Here is a 17,919-nt window from a genome sequence, read left to right on the forward strand (position 1 = left end):
TCGCCTCTGGAATTCCTGTCGCGATCACAGCAATTTCTGTTACCAACCGGATGGTTTCCTATCGCGCGGGCTCCGTATGAACACAGAAGAACGGGTGCCAGTTGCTGTGCAACCGGCACCCCGTTCTGACTGCCTGAGTGCTTACACCCTCACAGGCACCTGATTCGGGTCTGGATCGGAATCCGGATCCTGCTCGATCGGAATCCGTCGAATCGCTTCACCCTCGATGTCGACGTTCGGCAGGATCTTGTCGAGCCACGCCGGCAACTTCCACGCCGAATCACCGAGAATCGACATGACCGCAGGTATCACGATCATGCGGATGATGAAGGCGTCGAAGAAGACTGCCGCCGCGAGGCCGAAGCCCATCATCTTGCTTGTCGTCTCCGAGGACAGCATGAATGCGCCGAACACGGAGATCATGATGATGGCCGCCGACGCGACCACGCGAGCACCATGGGTGTAGCCGGAGATGATGGCGTCCTTGGCTGACAATCCGTGCACGTATTCCTCGCGCATTCGCGTCACGAGGAACACTTGATAGTCCATCGCCAACCCGAAGACCACACCGATCATGAAGATCGGCAGGAACGAGATGATGGGTTGTGTGTGCTCGATCAGCCCGAAGTCGCCCAACTGGAAAATGGCCACCGTGGCGCCGAAGGTCGCACAGACGGAAAACAGGAATCCGAGAGTTGCGGTCAGCGGCACCAAGATCGAACGGAAGACGACCATCATGATGATGAACGCCAGCCCCACAACCACGATGAGATACGGGATGAGCGCGGAACTGAGCTTCGACGACATGTCTGCAACGATCGCGGTTTGACCCGCTACACCGAGTTCTGCGCCTTCCGACTTCACCGTCGATCCGTAGTCCCGGATCTGATTCATCAGCTCGTGGGTTTCGGGGCCGCTCGGAGACATCTGCGGGGTGACCGCGATGAGCGCAGAGTTTGCGCCCGCCATCGGGTTTGCCGCGTCCGGTCCGTTTCCGACCCACATCAACTGATCCGGCGTTGCGACGTTGTCGAGGCCCTTGATGTGCGCGACAGTGCCTTCGGCAATCGCAGTGATGTCGGTACCGTCGGGCGCGTCGAGCACGACGAACAATTCGCCGTTGACGCCTTCACCGAATCCTCGTTGCAGGAGGGCCAGTGCCGGTCGCTCTTCGTCTTGAGTGAACGAGAGTCCGAGTTCGAGCTTCGTCATCGGAATAGCCGCGATCACCAGGAGGACCAGAGCAGCACCCGCGATCGGCCACGGGTACTTGGTGACTATCTTGGCCCAGCGATGTCCGTTGGATTCCATCGTCTCGGGCTCGTCACCGTGGCGAAGCCCGGGAATACGAGGCGAGAACGCGAACCGACCGAAGATGCCCAGAACTGCCGGGATCAACGTGATTGCGCCGAGCACGGCGATGATGACGGCAACCGCTGCCGAGATTCCCATCTGCGTGATCATCGGGACCCCGACCACCGCCAGGGCTGCCAGCGCAACCACAACTGTCAGGCCCGCGAATACGACCGACGAACCGGCTGTACCTACTGCGCGTCCGGCAGCAGCTTCCCTGGTTCCGCCCAGATTGAGCTCACTGCGGTAGCGCGAGACGATGAACAACGCATAGTCGATCGAGACTGCGATGCCGATCATCGTGACGATTCCCGTGACACCTTCGTTGATGTCGAAGAAGCCCGAGCCGAGTGTGACCGTCAGAGTGGCCAGCGCAATTCCCAAAATTGCAGTGAACAACGGGATGAACGCCGCGATGAGTGCGCCGAACGCCACGATCATCACGATGAACGCCACCGCGAAGCCGAGCATCTCCGACAGTCCGCCCGCGGCCTGCACCTGCATCATCGAACCGGTGCCTTCGACTTGCAGGCCACCAGTGCGGAATTTTGCCATCAAATCGAGCAACGCCGTCTTGTTCGCCTGCGTCTGATCCTCGATGCGAATCGACTGATTGAGCTGGATCAGCCCGACCTTGCCGTTGTCGCCGAGAACGGCGGACGCTACCGCCGGATTGGCCTCCGCGAGAGTGACCGGATTGACGATCTTCTCGGGATCGACGATGTCCGGCAACGTCTTCGCCTGTGCGATCAACTGGTCGATCTGATCGCTGTGCGCGGCAAGCCCGTCGTCTGCCGCGATGAGAATGCTGGTCGACGCCTGAGTTTGCTGCTCCGCTGCCGCTGCAAAGTTCTCGTTCATCAACTCGGTCGCACGCTGTGAATCGGTGCCCGGAAGATTGAATTCTTTGGAGAACGTCGGATTTGTGGCGCTGATAGCGCCCCCCACCACCGCGATCACGATAATCCACGCGGCCACCACAAGATACTTGTGGCGGAAAGCGAACTTCCCCAACCTGTAAAGATACGTAGCCAACGTAGGCCTCTCTCGCCGTGGACTGGTCTGTCCGAAGAACACGGAGTCTTTCGGTGCCAAGGTCATACGGTACGGACCGACCGGCTCGTTGGCACCTGGTATATCTGCGAAAACGGCATATCCGGCGCGCTCTCCGTCTCCTTTTCAGACCGCTCGGTACCGTGGACACGACACGGGCAGGCGCCTCACCAGAGCAGACGTCGCGTAGTACGAAAGGCAATCCCATGAATCACGGCCAGGCCGTCGATCGCGATCTCCTCCTTGCAGGCCAACAGCGACTCGACGCGCGGGGGCCACGATTGACGGGATCACCTTCACACCACGCGGTGGTGGAGGAAGTCGCGAACGAACTGACCGAACTGGGCCTCGAAGTCCGGCGTGATTCACACACTTTCGAACGCTGGGATCTACCGGCAACGTCTGACGGACTTCGCATCGAATTGCCCACGGGGCCGATCAAGGTTTCGTCCGCATTCCCCTACTCGGGATTGACCGGACCACAGGGAATCTCCGCTCCCCTGGTCTTCGTCAGCGCGCGACGCCCCAAATGGTCCGCGGCCAAGGGCGCGATCGCGGTGATCGAGGTCCCGCACGTCGATCTTCCCCGCAAGCTCCTGGTCAGCGAGTGGGGTCCGATCGCCACCGACGAGACTCTTCGAAATCCGGTTCTCTCCGCAACTCTTCTGGGCCCGAAACTCGACAAGGCCCGCAAGGCCGGAGTGCTCGGCGTGATCGCGGTGTGGCGTGACATCGCTCCGGACAACGCGCTGGGACAATATCTTCCGTTCACGCAGCCGTACCACGACATCCCCGCCGTCTGGGTGGCCGGCGACGAGGGCAAGAAGGTTGTCGCTGCAGCTCGTTCCGGTCAGCGGGCGACTCTGGTTCTGGATGCAACTCTGCATCCGGACACCCGGACCGACACGGTGTGGGCGGTATCCCCGGGGACATCACCGGAAGAGACGATTCTGCTCATCACTCACAGCGACGGAACCAACGGCGTCGAGGAGAACGGGCATCTGGGAATGTTGGCCTTGGCGCGGCACGCCGTCGCGCAGCCGCATCGACGGTCGTACGTTTTTGTGCTGACGACTGGCCACCTGCGAATTCCAGCGGTGTCCAAGCACGGACAGGCAACCTCCACCTGGCTCGAAGCGCACCCCGAGATGTGGAAGGGCGAAGCCGGTCAGGCGCGCGCAGTAGCCGGGATCGCGATCGAACACCTCGGCGCGCTGGGTGATACCGAGGACACCTCGACCGGCAGCTATGCGTTGGTGACCACTCCGGAACCGGAACTGCTCTACGCGACGAGCCGAGAAGTACACGACATCGTTGCACCGCTGTGGCGCGACATCGGGGCAGGCGATCGCCGAATCGTGGCGCCAGGACCAGTCATTCATTTCGGCGAGGGTGAACCACTGTTCGAGCGGAAGATCCCGGCAGTCGCCTTGGTGACGGCGCCGCAGTACCTGCTCGCTCTGCGCGACGCCGACACAGTCACGCACGTCGATCTCGACGCGATGGTCAAACAGGTCGAAAGTTTTCGCGATCTGCTCGACGCCTTCGACGCAACCGACACCGCGGCTTTCGGTCCGGTGGTCTCGCGCTCGGTGTTCGCGAAGTTCTCGGCGCTACTTCAGTTGATGCAGATTTTGTCGAAAGCCAAGAAATAGTGCTGTGCGCCTTTATTAACCGCCCGCGGTTAATAAAGGCGCACAGCAGTTGTCCTACTTGTCGTGAATGATCACGCCACGGATATTCTTGCCATCACGCAGATCCTGGTAGCCCTGGTTGACGTCTTCGAGGCTGTAGGTGTTGGTGATCAGTTCGTCGAGCTTGAGCTGACCCGCATCGTAGAGACGAAGCAAACGCACGATGTCGTACTGCGGGTTCATTGATCCGAACAATGTGCCCTTGATCGTCTTCTGGTTCAGCGTCAGATCGGTTCCCGACACGTGCACGGTCAGCTTGGCCGGATCGGCGAGACCCGTGATCACCACGGTGCCGCCCTTGCCGATCACTGCTGTCGCTGCACTGACCACGTCCTCGTCGACGGTGCCGACAAGGATGAGCGCCGCGTCGGCGCCCTGTCCCCAGGTCAGCTCGTTGACCTTGGCAGCAGCGCTCTCGGCGTCTGCAAAGGCATGGGTTGCACCGAACTTCAGTGCGGTCTCACGCTTGAGAGCAACCGGGTCGACCACCACGACATACTTGCAGCCGGCCGAAACGGCGCCCTGGACGGCGTTGATGCCGAGACCACCGATGCCGTAGATCACAGCGGTGTCACCGGCGCGAAGGTTACCGGCATTTACTGCCGTTCCCCAACCCGAAGGCACGCCGCAGCCGACGACCACTGCTGTCTCCAAGGGAAGCCAATCGTCGATCTTGACCACCGAGTGCTGAGAAATGGTGGCGCGCTCGGAGAATGTTCCGAGCATGCACATTCCGCCGAAATCCATTCCATTGCCGTGGAAACGGAAGGAACCGTCCGTCATCGAACCTTCGAGGATGGTGGCACCCATGTCACAAAGGTTCTGGCGACCGGTCGAGCAGTAGCGACAGGTGCCGCAGTTGGGGATGAAGCTACACACGACGTGGTCGCCCGGCTTGACCTTCGTGACGCCGGGTCCGACCTCTTCGATGATGCCCGAGCCTTCGTGTCCGCCGACAATCGGGTAACGCGGCGGGAGATCACCGTCGGTCAGATGCAGATCCGAATGGCACAGTCCGGCAGCGGTGTACTTGATCAGTACCTCACCCACCCCGGGGCCGTCGAGGTCGAGTTCCATGATCTCGAAAGGCTTTCCGGGCTCGAGCAGTACAGCAGCTTTGGTCTTCACTGGTGATCTCCTTGATTGTCGGACGAGAGAATGAGCGATGGGGGTCGGTCAGAGGGCGATGTTGACGGCCTTGGTCTGGGTGTAGAGATCGATAGCCGAAGCGCCGAGCTCGCGGCCCCAACCGGACTGCTTGTATCCGCCGAAAGGCATTGCGGTGTCGAAGCCGTTGTACTGGTTGATCCACACCGAGCCAGCCTTGAGACGCTTGGCCGTGCGGTGGGCCTTGGAAATGTCACGGGTCCAGATGCCGGCGGCAAGTCCGTAGATGGAATCGTTTGCGGCAGTGATGGGTCCGTCGTCCGCGTTGAACGGCAGCGCTGCCACGACGGGTCCGAAGATCTCCTCCTGAACGATGGAGAATTCGGGCTTGACGTCGACGAAGACAGTCGGCTCGACGAAGTAGCCCTGATCGCCCCAGCGGTTACCGCCGGTGAGTGCACGTGCGCCGTCGGCGATTCCCTCACGGAGGTAACCGGTGACCTTGTCGAACTGCTCCTGCGAGACCAGCGGTCCGAGCTGGGTGGTGGGATCGAGGCCGGGTCCGATCTTGACCTGGCTCGCTGCGTGCGCGACGGCCTCGGTGAACTTCTCGAAGATGGTGTCCTCGACGTACAGACGGGTACCCGCAACGCAGCACTGGCCGTGGTTGAACAGCCAGGCGTTGAGTGAACCCTCCACAGCGGAATCGAAATCCGCGTCGGCGAATACGATGTTGGGGCTCTTGCCACCGAGCTCGAGCGTAACCTTCTTCAGGTTGCCCTTGGCGGCGTCGACGATCTTCTTACCCACCTCGGTGGAACCGGTGAACGCGACCTTGTCCACGTCGTCGTGGCCGGACAGTGCAGCACCTGCATCGCCGAAGCCGGGAACGATGTTGACGACGCCGGGCGGGAATCCGGCTTCTTCGAAGACCTCCGCGAGAAGCAGTGCGGTGAGCGGGGTCTGCTCAGCGGGCTTGAGGATCACCGTGTTGCCGGCGGCGAGCGCGGGGGCGAGCTTCCACGACGACATCAGCAGCGGGAAGTTCCACGGCACGATCAGTCCACAGACGCCGATTGCCTCACGCAGGGTGTAGGCGTGGAACTCGCCGCCCGGAGAGAAGGGCATCGACACGTTGACGGTGCTGCCTTCGATCTTGGTGGCCCAACCCGCGTAGTAGCGGAAAACGTCTGCAGCCCAAGCCACGTCGACGGCGGTGGCGATGGCAACGGACTTGCCGTTGTCGAGAGCTTCGAGCTGACCGAATTCCTCGGCACGAGCACTGAGAATGTCGCCGACGCGCCAGATCATCCGCTCGCGCTCGTTTGCCTTCATCCGAGACCAGGGGCCGTCCTCGAAAGCCGTTCGAGCGGCGCGTACCGCGCGGTCGATGTCTTCGGCCTGGCCGTGTGCCACGTCTGCGAGCTTCTGTCCGTCAGCCGGGTTGTACGTCGCGAAGGTCTGACCCGAAGCGGCGTCGACGAATTCGCCGCCGATGTAGAGCTTCTTCGGTCCGTTCAGGAAACCCTGTACCGCGGAACTGATGGTGTGTTCGGCTACTGCCGTCATCGGAAACTCCCCTGAAGTAGTGAGGTGCGAATGTGATGCACGCCATACTTCCGCGCTTCCGGGGGTGCTAACTGTCCGAACTTTGTACAACTCAATTCGGACAGCAAACTACACAGTGATGTCGAGCGCCCGCATCCGTGTGTAGAGAGTGCTTCGGCTGATTCCGAGTTGCGCCGACGCGTGAACCTTGTTGCCGCCGCAGTCTTTCAACGCTCCGATGATCGCCTGGCGCTCGGCCTTCTCCCGCCCTGCCAACCGCGACACCTTGGCCGTGGTGCGATAGTCCTCGGGCAGATCGACGACGTCGATGCGATTGCTCGAGCGTTCACCTGAGGCCCGATTCAACACGACGCGCAATTCGGCCAGGTTGCCCGGCCAACTGGCCGCAGCGAGCGCTTCGGCAGCGCTGGCAGTCAACCTCAACTCGGGCGAGATCCCCTCCAACATCGCCTGAGCCAACTCGGCGATCTCAGCCTGTCGCTCGCGCAGAGGGGTGATGACAACCCTGGAGGCGCATCGTGAAAGCAGCGCCGCGATGGTCGGCGGAAGATCAACTGCCGCCCCGCTGGTCAGTACGATCTTCGGCCCCTCGGCGCTGGCGTCAATCAGGTCTGCGACCAGCGGCAACACCGAACCGGGAAGGAGCTGCACCTGTTCGATCACGACCACGCCCGAACGCTTACGGGCTGCTCGCACAAGATCGGTGATCCACTGCTCACGGCCGTCGAACGCGATCCGCGTGGCATCGTGCCAACTGGCGTCGACGCTCCCGACCACGTCCGATGCTGCCGAAGTTCGACCGGAACCTGCTTCACCCGAGATGGCAACTGCGGACGACGAGGCCCGCGCTCGCATGAGGTCTCGGCGCAGTCGCTCCCCCGGAGATGGTGCCCGCTCGTGGGTTCTGCGGATGGGTGCCCGTTCCCGCTGGAGTGGTTCGACCAGGAAGAGTGCGCCGCCGTCGGCCCCGGAAATCCGGTCGGCTTGAACTCGCGCCAGCGCACCGGACGCCAATTCGACTGTCACAAGCCTCGATTGATCAGGATTGAGATCGGCGATCAAGGACCGGAGTGATACGTGGTCGGCGGTGTCGAGCAGATCCAAGGCCGTTCGGTTGCTCAGCAGGATGTCGTCGCCGATGGCCGCGACGGCAATGTGGCGCTGATGTGACACTCGCTGGAATGCGTCGACCAGCCGCTGCTCCGACGCTTTGGAGCCTTCGAGCAGTCGTTTTTCGATATCCGCTGCAGCACGCGCAAGGAAGGGCGCGAACAGCGGGTTTGCCTGCGAGACAACGCCGGTCATGTCGAGAATACCCTCGACGCGACGTGTGACGGGATGCAGGATCGGCTGGCCGTAGCAGCTCAATCCCTTGAGGCTGTCGAGAAAATGCTCGTCCCCGTGGATCACCACGCTTCGACCTACCTCGAGCGGCGTACCGAGTGCATTGGTACCGGCGTGCTCTTCACCGAAGCGTGAACCGTTGACGACGCCCAACCGCTCGATCGTCCGCTCGACGCGGCTGTCGGAGTACACCGAAGCGACCACGCGACATTCTCGATCAGCAAGCAGCACACAGAAACCGGTGCCCGCGATCTGTTGCGACACCTCGTCGAGCACGGGCGCGGCGGCCCGGAGCAGACGAGACTCGCCGTCTTGCTCCTCGGTGTCCACGGCGATTGCCGACGACGGATCGAGGCCACTCAGTCGAGAACGCTTCCAGGAGAGCGCGATCTCGGGGCGTACCGGCTCACGCTCCCCTGGGTTCGCGGACATATGCTCAGGCCTGACCGATCAATTCGATCGCCTGTTCTCGCATCGCGATCTTGCGGACCTTGCCCGTGACTGTCATCGGGAACTCGTCCACGACATGGACGTACCGCGGAATCTTGTAGTGCGCGAGCTTGCCGGTGCAGAAGGCACGGACCGAATCGGCGTCCAGATCGTCTGCACCTTCGCGCATCTGGACCCACACCATCAATTCCTCGCCGTACTTTGCGTCAGGCACACCGATGACCTGCGCGTCGAGAATGTCGGGATGGGTGTAAAGGAACTCCTCGATCTCACGCGGATATACGTTCTCACCACCGCGGATGACCATGTCCTTGATGCGTCCCGTGATAGCGACGTATCCGGCCTCGTCCATGACTCCGATGTCTCCGGTGTGCATCCACCGGGCAGCGTCGATCGCCTCGGCGGTCTTCTCCGGGTTCTCCCAGTAGCCGAGCATGACCGAGTAACCACGCGTGCACAGTTCGCCCGGCTCGCCGCGCGGCACCGTCAGTCCGGTTGCCGGATCTACGATCTTGATCTCGAGGTGCGGCCCCACCCGACCGACGGTTTCGGTGCGCTGCTCGATCGAATCGTCCGAGCGGGTCTGCAACGACACCGGCGACGTCTCGGTCATGCCATAGCAGATGGACACCTCTGCCATGCCCATGCGATCGATGACCTGCTTCATCACCTCGACCGGGCAGGGCGAACCCGCCATGATGCCGGTGCGAAGGGACGACAGATCGAAGCTGTCGAAGTCCGGCAGCGCCAACTCGGCAATGAACATCGTCGGAACGCCGTAGAGGGACGTGCACTTTTCGGCCTGGACGGCCTCGAGCGAAGCGCGCGGATCGAAGGCGGGGCCCGGAATGACCATGGCAGCACCGTGACTGGTGCACGCAAGGTTGCCCATCACCATGCCGAAGCAGTGATAGAACGGCACCGGGATGCACACCCGATCGACCTCGCTGTAGTGGCACAACTCGCCGACGAAGTAGCCGTTGTTGAGGATGTTGTGGTGGCTGAGCGTCGCGCCCTTCGGGAAACCGGTAGTGCCCGAGGTGTATTGGATGTTGATCGCGTCGTCGGCCGACAGCGCGGCCTGGGCTGCGGCGAGCGGAGCCGGATCGTTGGCCTGGGCCGCCAACCCGTCGGCAAGCACCGCGTCCCACTCGGGTGAACCGAGCAGGAGCACCGACGTCAGATCCGGGCACTGCGGCCGCACCGTCTCGATCATCGACGCGTAGTCCGAGGTCTTGAAGCTGGCCGCAGACACCAGCGTCGAGATTCCGGCCTGCTCGAGCACGTACTGCAACTCGTGCGAGCGGTACGCCGGATTGATGTTGACCAGGATCGCGCCGATCTTTGCCGTCGCGTATTGCGTGAACGTCCATTCCGGACAGTTGGGAGCCCAGATTCCCACTCGGTCGCCCTTCCCCACACCACGGGAAAGTAGTCCGGCAGCGAGCCCGTTCACCTGCTCGGCGAACTCCCGGTACGTCCATCGTCGACCGCTGGCGTGGTCGATCAACGCATCGCGGTCGCCGTGTGCGGCAACCGTGCGATCGAGGTTGTCTCCGATGGTGTCGCCCAGCATCGGACCGTCCCATACTCCGGACGTATAGCTGGGCAGCGGCGTACTCATGTGTTCTGTCCTCTCCGGTTACCTGTTCAGGCACCTATGAGAGGGGCCGCCGCAGCGGACCCTCTCATCTACGAATTTACTCGATTCGGTGTGATGCACGACATACTTCCCGGTGCGGGGTGCCTGTAACTGTTCGAAGTCCGGACACCCCACCCGCCTGCTGTGCAGTGTTTACAAGGCGTGGTCCTTGGTCTCGACGAGCGCCCAGGTGCAGACCAGACTCACCACGCCGAGGATTGCCAACATGATTCCGATGGCCATACTCCCGTAGGCCGAGGCCAGCGGTGCGGCGATCAGCGGCGGCACCGCGCCGCCGAGCACTCCGGCGAGGTTGTAGCCGAGGCCGGCTCCGGTGTAGCGGTAGCGGGTCTGGAACATTTCCGGAAGCAGCGCACCGCAGGGGCCGTACGCGATTCCGAAGATCATCAGCGTGCCGAACATTCCGAGGATGAACGCGATCGGTGTTCCGGTGTCCAGGAGCGGGAACAGAATGAGCGCCCACACCACAGCCAGACCACAAGAGATCATGATGACCTTGCGACGCCCGATGCGGTCCGAGTACAAGGCGGAGACGATGATCGCCGCACCGAAGACGAAGGCGGAAGCGATACCGACCGACAGGACGAACGGGCGGGAGAAGCCGAGGGTCTTGGTTCCGTAGCTCGTGAGGAACGCCGTGCCCATGTAGAAGAACGCGAACAGGCAAGCGAGGGCGCCGGCCGAGAGCAGGATTTCCTTGGTCTGGAACCGCCAGGCATCCAGGAACGGAAGGGTGCGAGGTGCTTCGTTCTTCTGCTCTGCGACGCGCTCTGCCTGCTCCGCCTTGAAGACCGGGGTCTCCTCGATGGCGAGTCGCATGTAGAGGCCGATGCCGACCAACACGATGGAGAACAAGAACGGGATACGCCAGCCGTAGTCGAGGAAGGCTTGGTTGGTATCGCCGAGAACAGCGCCGGTGATGAGGAATGTACTGCTCGAGAGCACGAAGGCGATTGCGGGGCCGAGCTGCGGGAACATCGCATACAGACCACGTTTGCCCGGTGGGGCGTATTCCGCGGTGAGCAGAGTTGCGCCTGCCCATTCACCACCGACCGCGAAGCCTTGGCCGAATCGCAAGAGCACCAGGATGATCGGAGCCGCAACACCGATAGTTGCCGCACCGGGTAGCAAGCCGATCAGGAGCGTCGAGATACCCATGAGCAGGAGCGTCGAGATCAGAGTCTTCTTGCGACCGATGCGATCACCGAAGTGTCCGAACAGCATTGCGCCGACGGGCCGGGCGATGAATGCGACTGCGAAGGTCGCAAACGATGCGACGGTTCCCGCGGTGGCACCGAGCGCGGGGAAGAATACCGTCGGAAAGACAAGTGCCGCAGCAGTTCCGTAGATGAAGAAGTCGTAGAACTCGATGGTCGTGCCGATGCAGCTCGCGATCGCGACGCGCCGCACACTGGTGGTCTGCGGGGGTTGTGTCGCGCCTGCGGCACTCGCACCCCCGGCGCCGGCGGCGCTGTTGCCGCCTGTGGGAGAGACTGTGGTCACTCGATTCCTCCGTGGTCCCGTGGTGTCGCCCTGTGGGCATCACCGTCGATAGGAGGAAAGGTAGTGATGTGGCTCACCCCTGCACTACCCCCGAAAGGGGGTAGGAGTGATCTCGGTCACGACTTGTATGCAATGGTAACGAGTTTCACCGCTCTCCACATGCCGTGGGCCGTCCGATTCGTTCACACGAATCGGACGGCCCACGCTGAACTGCGTCAGGGTCCAGCTCTACGAATCAAGCCTTTCCGGCAGCCCCGAAAAGCTCCTGACGGATCTCTCCCCACACCGTGGCGTAGGAGTCGATGATCGGTTCTGAAATCCACTTGGACTCCCCCGCTTGAACTTTCGCGAGAGCATCCGAGAAGAGATCCTGGTAGCGGGACAACCGCGGAACGAATGCCGACAAATCGTCGAACAGGTTTGCAGCCCGGCGGTCCAGCTCGGCAAGGGAATTCGCGTCCGCGTCGTCGATAAGTGCAACGAACTCCTCGTCCAGCGGAACGAAAGCCTCGTACACCTCGCCGATGGAGTCCTCGTCGATCGAGACCCGCTCAGCGTCCAACTGATCTTCGAGTTCCGCGAGGCCTTTCTCGGTCAGGCTGATGGCACCTTCTGCTTCGGCCGCTTTACCCTGCGCGACAAGTGCGTCGTACGCAGCTTGACCGGACGCTGCGCTGACGCCCAAGTGCTCGGCCAGTACAACCGCTCCGACCCGCTCCTTGAGACGTACTGCTTGGAGCAGTGCCAACTCGTCCACATTGCCAGCGAAGGCCATCGATTTCTCCTACTCACGTGCCGCCTCTGCGGCTCCAGCATCACAGCGGACACCCGTGGGTTTCCGCAGCCCGACAAAGGGCTCGAAAGAATCAGATCACACGCCGATCGATCGTTGTGAAGTCACCGCAGCAAGCCGACTGTCACGCGACGGTATCGGCCTGATCGGGGATCACGCTGCCGTCCGCACGAGTTACGGCGCCTTTGGCCCCGGCCGCGTCGGTGTAGGCATCGGTCGAGCAGTGATAGGGAGCATCCGCCTGTGCTTTCGGTTCGATGAACATGGGGTTGACCAGCCATTTTCCGTCACTGTTGTCGTAGGCATTGCACATCAGTTCGGGATTGTTGCGGTTGATCACCAGGCGCGCACCGGTCGCATCTCCGAGGAACGTCACGTCGGTGACAGAATCACCGGCAGCAAACACCTGACGCCGATCGGCAGGCAACTGCTCGAACGCCGTAGGCCCTTGGACCCCGTAGACAACCTCGTTGACCTGACACCGCTTCCCATCGATGTACGGAATGACCGAGTCGTCACCGTCCGCAACCCCACCACATCCCCGCAGGCGCCCCGTCAGAACGCCGCCCTCGACGATCGGCCGAACTCCCATCACGTGATCGGCATCCAATCCCAGCTGCTCCGACCAGACTCGAACGACCGGTTCGGCCGACGCGGAGATGATCCGCACGTCGAATCCATGAGCGCCGAGGGCTTTCACCAAATCTTCGATTTGCGCGTAGTAACGCACCGAGCCGTCGACTTCCGTGGTACCGACGGTCTGATCGGATCCTTCTGCAGCAGCGAGATTCTCAGCACGCGCTGCGCGGGCGTACTCGGTGATCTCGTCCTCGGTGTGCCCTGCCATCAACTGCACCGCCCACGCGTATGCAGCCTTGGTCCGGCGGTGATCGTAGCCGTCGAATGCAACCTGTCCGTCGCGAGTCTTCTCCTCGAGTACCGCAACGATCTCGTCAGCGCAGTCCAAGTCGGTACTGGTTACCAAGGGTTGACCCGGTGCGGTCTCCGAGCCACACGCGGCGGAAAGTGCGGCAGCGCCGGCTGGAGTCATGAAGCGACTGGTGGTTGCCCAGTCCGCTCCGGCGGGCTGTAACACCTTGTTGTTCTTGATCATCCAGAATGCAGTGGCGCTTCCGATGTCGTTCTTGACAACTGTGTTGTCCCAGTCGAAGAGCGCCAACGGTGCGCCGTCATCGACATCACCTGCAGCTCCACACGTTCCGAACTCCGTCATCATGGCATCCAACCTCACACGGTTGTCGCCGTACCACGCCAGACTGGGATCCAACGCCGCGCAGGATGAACCACTCTGCACCGCATCATCTTTCGTGGCACTCTCGGCCGAACTACATGCAGTTGCACTCAACAGGACACTACCTACGGCCAACGCACACAGGGCGCGGGCATGCAGCGAACGGAACATCGATTCCCTCATTTTCGTCGTGATTCGGGTACGACGGCATACCCGAGTGTCGATCGACCCGGGTATGCCGTGCAGCTGTCAACTAATCGAGCGTCAGCACTTCTCCCGACGCAACGGCGTCGGCGCGAGAGGTGTCCTTGAGGTCGACGCCGGAGCGGCCCAATTGGCGCGCTCCCGTCACCAACCCCAGGACGACACGAGCAGCCTGCTCGTATCCGAGGCCCTCGGGTGGGTGGACATTGGAAATGCAGTTTCGATCCGCGTCGGTACGACCGACGCGGGGAAGATGAGTCAGATAGATCCCGACGCTGTCCGCAACGGAGAGCCCTGGACGTTCGCCGATCAGGACGATCGCCGTCTGCACTCCCATCGCGGCGGCGATGTGATCACCCAGTGCCACACGGGCATTCGTGGCGATCACCGGCGGCGCAATCGAGTACCGCTCCCCCAACGCCGTGACCAACGCGGACAGTAGTTGCTCGCCGTGGTCCATCAGTGCTCGCGGGGAGAGTCCGTCGGCGAGGATGAACCCGATTTCCTTGTCGGAGCTCTTGATCGCGCTCAGGTCCGCGGGTTGTCGCCCCAGGTCGGGTCTCCGGAGATACTCGCTGCGAGTGGAGACGCTGCTCGCGACCACCACCGGCGCCCCGATACCCACCCCGTCGACCCGACTGGCGAGAGTCTCGGAATCGAGTGGCTCGTGCACTGCGTCGCGGGCTGCGGCGTGTGCTGCCTTGAATTCGAGAACCCGCTTGGTGGGCAACGAATCTCCGGCACGCCCCAGCCCGATACGCGATTGTGTGGTCTTGCGCAGTGGACCCCAGAAATCGAGGATCGGTGCCTGATCTTCGGTCATGAGTTCACCGTCAAAGCCCGCAGCGGCGACATTTCGGCGTCGATCGGAAGAACCCGACCGTTTGCGTCGGTCATCCCCAAATTGTGGAGCCAGGTCTCGAACTCCGGGGCGGGCTGCAAACCGAGGACCTTACGCACATACAGCGCGTCGTGGAACGCCAGACTTTGATAGCCGAGCATCACGTCGTCGGCGCCGGGCACCGCGATCACGAACGCCGCGCCGGCGACGCCCAGCAAGGTGAGGAGGTTGTCCATGTCGTCTTGATCGGCTTCGGCGTGGTTGGTGTAGCAGACGTCCACTCCCATCGGCAGCCCGAGGAGTTTTCCGCAGAAGTGATCCTCCAAGCCCGCGCGAATGATCTGCTTGCCGTCGTAGAGGTACTCGGGACCGATGAAACCGACCACCGTGTTGACCAGCAGCGGCTCGAGATCTCGAGCCACGGCGTATGCCCTGGTCTCGAGTGTCTGCTGATCGACCGGGGCTCCGCCGGTGCCGTAGTGGGCACCTGAACTGAGGGCGGACCCCTGCCCTGTCTCGAGGTACATGACGTTGTTGCCGACCGTTCCGCGGTTCAAGGAGCGTCCGGCCTCGTTACCTTCGCGCAGTAGCGGAATGTTCACTCCGAAACCGGAATTGGCGCCTTCGGTACCGGCAATCGATTGGAAGACAAGATCGACCGGCACCCCCGATTCGATCAGTCCGATCGTGGTGGTCACGTGAGAGAGCACGCACGACTGAGTCGGGATCTCGAATCGCTGACGGATGTCGTCGAGCAGGTGGAGCAGATCCGAGGTGGCCTGGGGTGAATCCGTCGCAGGGTTGATGCCGATGACGGCGTCGCCACATCCCATCAGGAGACCGTCCAATGTGGCCGCCGCAATGCCGCGTGGATCGTCCGTCGGGTGGTTTGGCTGGAGTCGGGTGCTCAGCCGTCCAGGCAGTCCGATGGTAGTGCGGAACCCCGCGGTGACCGTGATGGCCTTGGCGACGGCGATCAGGTCCTGATTGCGCATGATCTTGCTGACCGCGGCAACCATCTCGGGGGTCAGACCGGGACTCACGGCAGACAAGCGTGCTGAAGCTTCCGGCGCCGACGCAGTCTCGAGCAGCCAGTCCCGTAATCCGCCAACAGTCAGGTGGGCCACCGGCGCAAATGCGAGGCGATCGTGGCTGTCGATGATGAGCCGGGTCACCTCGTCGTCCTCGTACGGAACCAACAGATCTTCGAGGAACACAGTCAACGGAAGATCAGCCAGAACCCATTGGGCAGCAGCACGTTCAGCATCGGAGCTTGCCGCGCAACCGGCTAGTTCGTCACCCGACCGCAGTGGTGTCGCTTTTGCCATCAGATCGACGAGACCGTCGAACGAGTAGTTGGTTCCGGATACCTGCTGGTGATACTTGGCCATCCCGCGACTCATCCCAATTCTTCTTCCGCCTGTGCAAGTACAGCAAACTCCTCGTCCGGCGAGTTGGCAACAAGGTGGTGGCGACTGTAGAGACCGAAGTATGCCATCAGAACGCCGAAGGCGACCAAGGTGAGCAGTGCCGCAACGGGATCGACCAGGAAGGTGGCCACCACCGACACTGCCGCGATCACGAGCGCAAACGAGGTGGTGGCGATACCGCCGGGCGTGCGGTACGGGCGCGGCATGTTCGGCTCACGCTTACGAAGAACGATGTGACTCACCATCATCAGGACGTAGCTGACTGCCGCGCCGAACACCGCCATGTTGAGCAACATGGCACCTTCACCGGTGAGTGAGAGCGCGAAGCCGATGATTCCAGGAACGACGAGCGCGAGAGTGGGGGCCTTGCGCTTGTTGGTCACCGACAGGTTCTTCGGCAGGTAGCCGGCGCGGGAGAGCGCAAACGTCTGGCGTGAGTAGGCGTACATGATCGAGAAGAAGCTCGCGACCAGACCGGCAAGTCCGATGTAGTTGACGGCCTTTGCCGCTCCGCTGTCCCCCAGAGCCTCGACGAGCGGATTTCCAGAGGTGGACAGGGCGTCGGCGCCGAGCGCGCCGGTGGCGAGGAAGAGAACCGTTGCGCCTGTGACGATCAGGATCAACATGCTGATGATGATGCCGCGGGGGACGTTCTTCTCCGGTTCACGCGCTTCCTCGGCGGCCAGCGGCACACCTTCGACGGCAAGGAAGAACCAGATCGCGAAGGGCACGGCGGCCCAGATTCCGAGCAGACCGAATGGCAGGAACGACGAGGATCCGACTGCGCTGGTGTCGACGGCGATATCGGTGAGGTTGGACGAATCAAAAAGGCCGACAGCCGAAACCGCGAACACGACCAGGCCGACGAGTGCAATGGCGGTGATGATGAACATCGCCTTGAGTGCCTCACCGGCGCCGGTGAGGTGAATGCCGATGAAGATCGCGTACACCGCGAGGTACACCCACCACCCGTCGGTGATCCCGAACAGGTTCAGGGACTCGACGTACGCACCGATGAAGGTTGCGATCGCTGCGGGTGCTATCGAGTACTCGATGAGAATTGCTGTGCCGGTGGCAAATCCGCCCCAGGGCCCCATGGCCCGTCTGGCAAACGTGTATCCACCACCAGCGGCAGGAAGTGCCGACGACATCTCGGCCATACCGAGCACCATCGCCAGGTACATCCCCGCGATGACAACCGCCGCGATGAGAAGGCCACCGAAACCACCTTCGGCCAGACCGTTGTTCCAACCGGCATAGTCACCGGAAATCACATAGCTGACACCCAACCCCGCAAGCAGCACCCACCCTGCTGTTCCCTTTCGGAGTGTTCGTTTCTCCAGATACGAATTGTCTTCCGCATGGAAGTCTGCGCCGTCGTGGTGTGCACCCGCGGCACCGGCGTTTTTGCCGGTTGCGTGGTCGGAAAGAGACATGTCCATCCTCTGAATCGGTCAAGAATGAGACGACGCACGGTGGATGCGTCGCGTGAAATGAACGGTATGTGGGCGATGTACGGAGAAGGTCGCCTGGAGATGACCGTGCTGTTAACTGGCTGTCATGTGGGTCAAGTCCAAATGTGTGGTGTGTGAGGACGGGCACTGCGTGATCTCCTCGTTCAGGCTGTCAGTGCAGCAGAGGTAGTCGAGTTCATCTCCTCATC

12 protein-coding genes are annotated in these 17,919 nt (G+C 62.0%); 1 reads left to right on the forward strand and 11 read right to left on the reverse strand.

All coding sequences use genetic code 11. The features are described 5' to 3' along the window. Positions 1 to 141: 141 nt before the first annotated feature. Positions 142 to 2,388 carry an MMPL family transporter gene (locus H7C86_RS32325; protein ID WP_182263019.1) on the reverse strand — a complete coding sequence of 749 codons (2,247 nt, stop codon included), beginning with the start codon at positions 2,386 to 2,388 and terminating at the stop codon, positions 142 to 144. 224 nt (positions 2,389 to 2,612) lie between these two features. Here H7C86_RS32325 and H7C86_RS32330 point away from each other — a divergent pair, with 224 nt between their 5' ends. Then, positions 2,613 to 4,061 (forward strand): hypothetical protein, encoded by a 1,449-nt coding sequence (locus H7C86_RS32330; RefSeq protein ID WP_182263020.1) that lies wholly within the window; start codon positions 2,613 to 2,615, stop codon positions 4,059 to 4,061. A 54-nt stretch (positions 4,062 to 4,115) separates the two neighbouring features. Here the strand turns inward: H7C86_RS32330 and H7C86_RS32335 are convergent, their stop codons facing one another. The 10 genes from H7C86_RS32335 to eat all read right to left on the reverse strand — a co-directional run bounded on the left by H7C86_RS32335 (position 4,116) and on the right by eat (position 17,698). Further along, positions 4,116 to 5,228 (reverse strand): NDMA-dependent alcohol dehydrogenase, encoded by a 1,113-nt coding sequence (locus H7C86_RS32335; RefSeq protein ID WP_019744235.1) that lies wholly within the window; start codon positions 5,226 to 5,228, stop codon positions 4,116 to 4,118. Positions 5,229 to 5,276: 48 nt separating this feature from the next. After that, positions 5,277 to 6,776, reverse strand: coding sequence for an aldehyde dehydrogenase family protein (locus tag H7C86_RS32340; RefSeq protein WP_019744236.1), 1,500 nt, complete (start codon positions 6,774 to 6,776; stop codon positions 5,277 to 5,279). Between the two features lie 108 nt (positions 6,777 to 6,884). Further along, complete coding sequence (locus H7C86_RS32345) at positions 6,885 to 8,552, reverse strand: sigma-54-dependent Fis family transcriptional regulator (RefSeq protein WP_182263021.1); 1,668 nt, start codon at positions 8,550 to 8,552, stop codon at positions 6,885 to 6,887. Between the two features lie 4 nt (positions 8,553 to 8,556). Beyond that, positions 8,557 to 10,194 carry an AMP-binding protein gene (locus H7C86_RS32350; RefSeq protein ID WP_046378243.1) on the reverse strand — a complete coding sequence of 546 codons (1,638 nt, stop codon included), beginning with the start codon at positions 10,192 to 10,194 and terminating at the stop codon, positions 8,557 to 8,559. A gap of 171 nt (positions 10,195 to 10,365) precedes the next feature. Continuing rightward, entirely contained in the window at positions 10,366 to 11,736 is a 1,371-nt protein-coding gene (locus H7C86_RS32355) for an MFS transporter (RefSeq protein ID WP_019744239.1), read from the reverse strand. Between the two features lie 235 nt (positions 11,737 to 11,971). Continuing rightward, positions 11,972 to 12,511, reverse strand: a complete 540-nt coding sequence (locus H7C86_RS32360; protein WP_019744240.1) for a hypothetical protein — start codon at positions 12,509 to 12,511, stop codon at positions 11,972 to 11,974. A 142-nt stretch (positions 12,512 to 12,653) separates the two neighbouring features. Continuing rightward, positions 12,654 to 13,952, reverse strand: a complete 1,299-nt coding sequence (locus tag H7C86_RS32365; RefSeq protein ID WP_182263022.1) for an HAD-IB family phosphatase — start codon at positions 13,950 to 13,952, stop codon at positions 12,654 to 12,656. Between the two features lie 82 nt (positions 13,953 to 14,034). Beyond that, positions 14,035 to 14,808: an ethanolamine ammonia-lyase subunit EutC gene (gene eutC, locus H7C86_RS32370; protein ID WP_182263023.1), complete on the reverse strand. Its 774-nt coding sequence runs from the start codon at positions 14,806 to 14,808 to the stop codon at positions 14,035 to 14,037. Continuing rightward, positions 14,805 to 16,229 (reverse strand): ethanolamine ammonia-lyase subunit EutB, encoded by a 1,425-nt coding sequence (locus tag H7C86_RS32375; protein ID WP_019744243.1) that lies wholly within the window; start codon positions 16,227 to 16,229, stop codon positions 14,805 to 14,807. The genes eutC and H7C86_RS32375 overlap by 4 nt, the downstream gene beginning before the upstream one ends. Further along, positions 16,226 to 17,698, reverse strand: a complete 1,473-nt coding sequence (gene eat / locus H7C86_RS32380; protein WP_003941913.1) for an ethanolamine permease — start codon at positions 17,696 to 17,698, stop codon at positions 16,226 to 16,228. Before eat ends, H7C86_RS32375 begins: the two co-directional genes overlap by 4 nt. Positions 17,699 to 17,919 lie beyond the last annotated feature (221 nt).

It is taken from the genome of Rhodococcus sp. UFZ-B548 (assembly GCF_903819475.1).
Taxonomy (GTDB): Bacteria; Actinomycetota; Actinomycetes; order Mycobacteriales; family Mycobacteriaceae; genus Rhodococcus_F; species Rhodococcus_F erythropolis.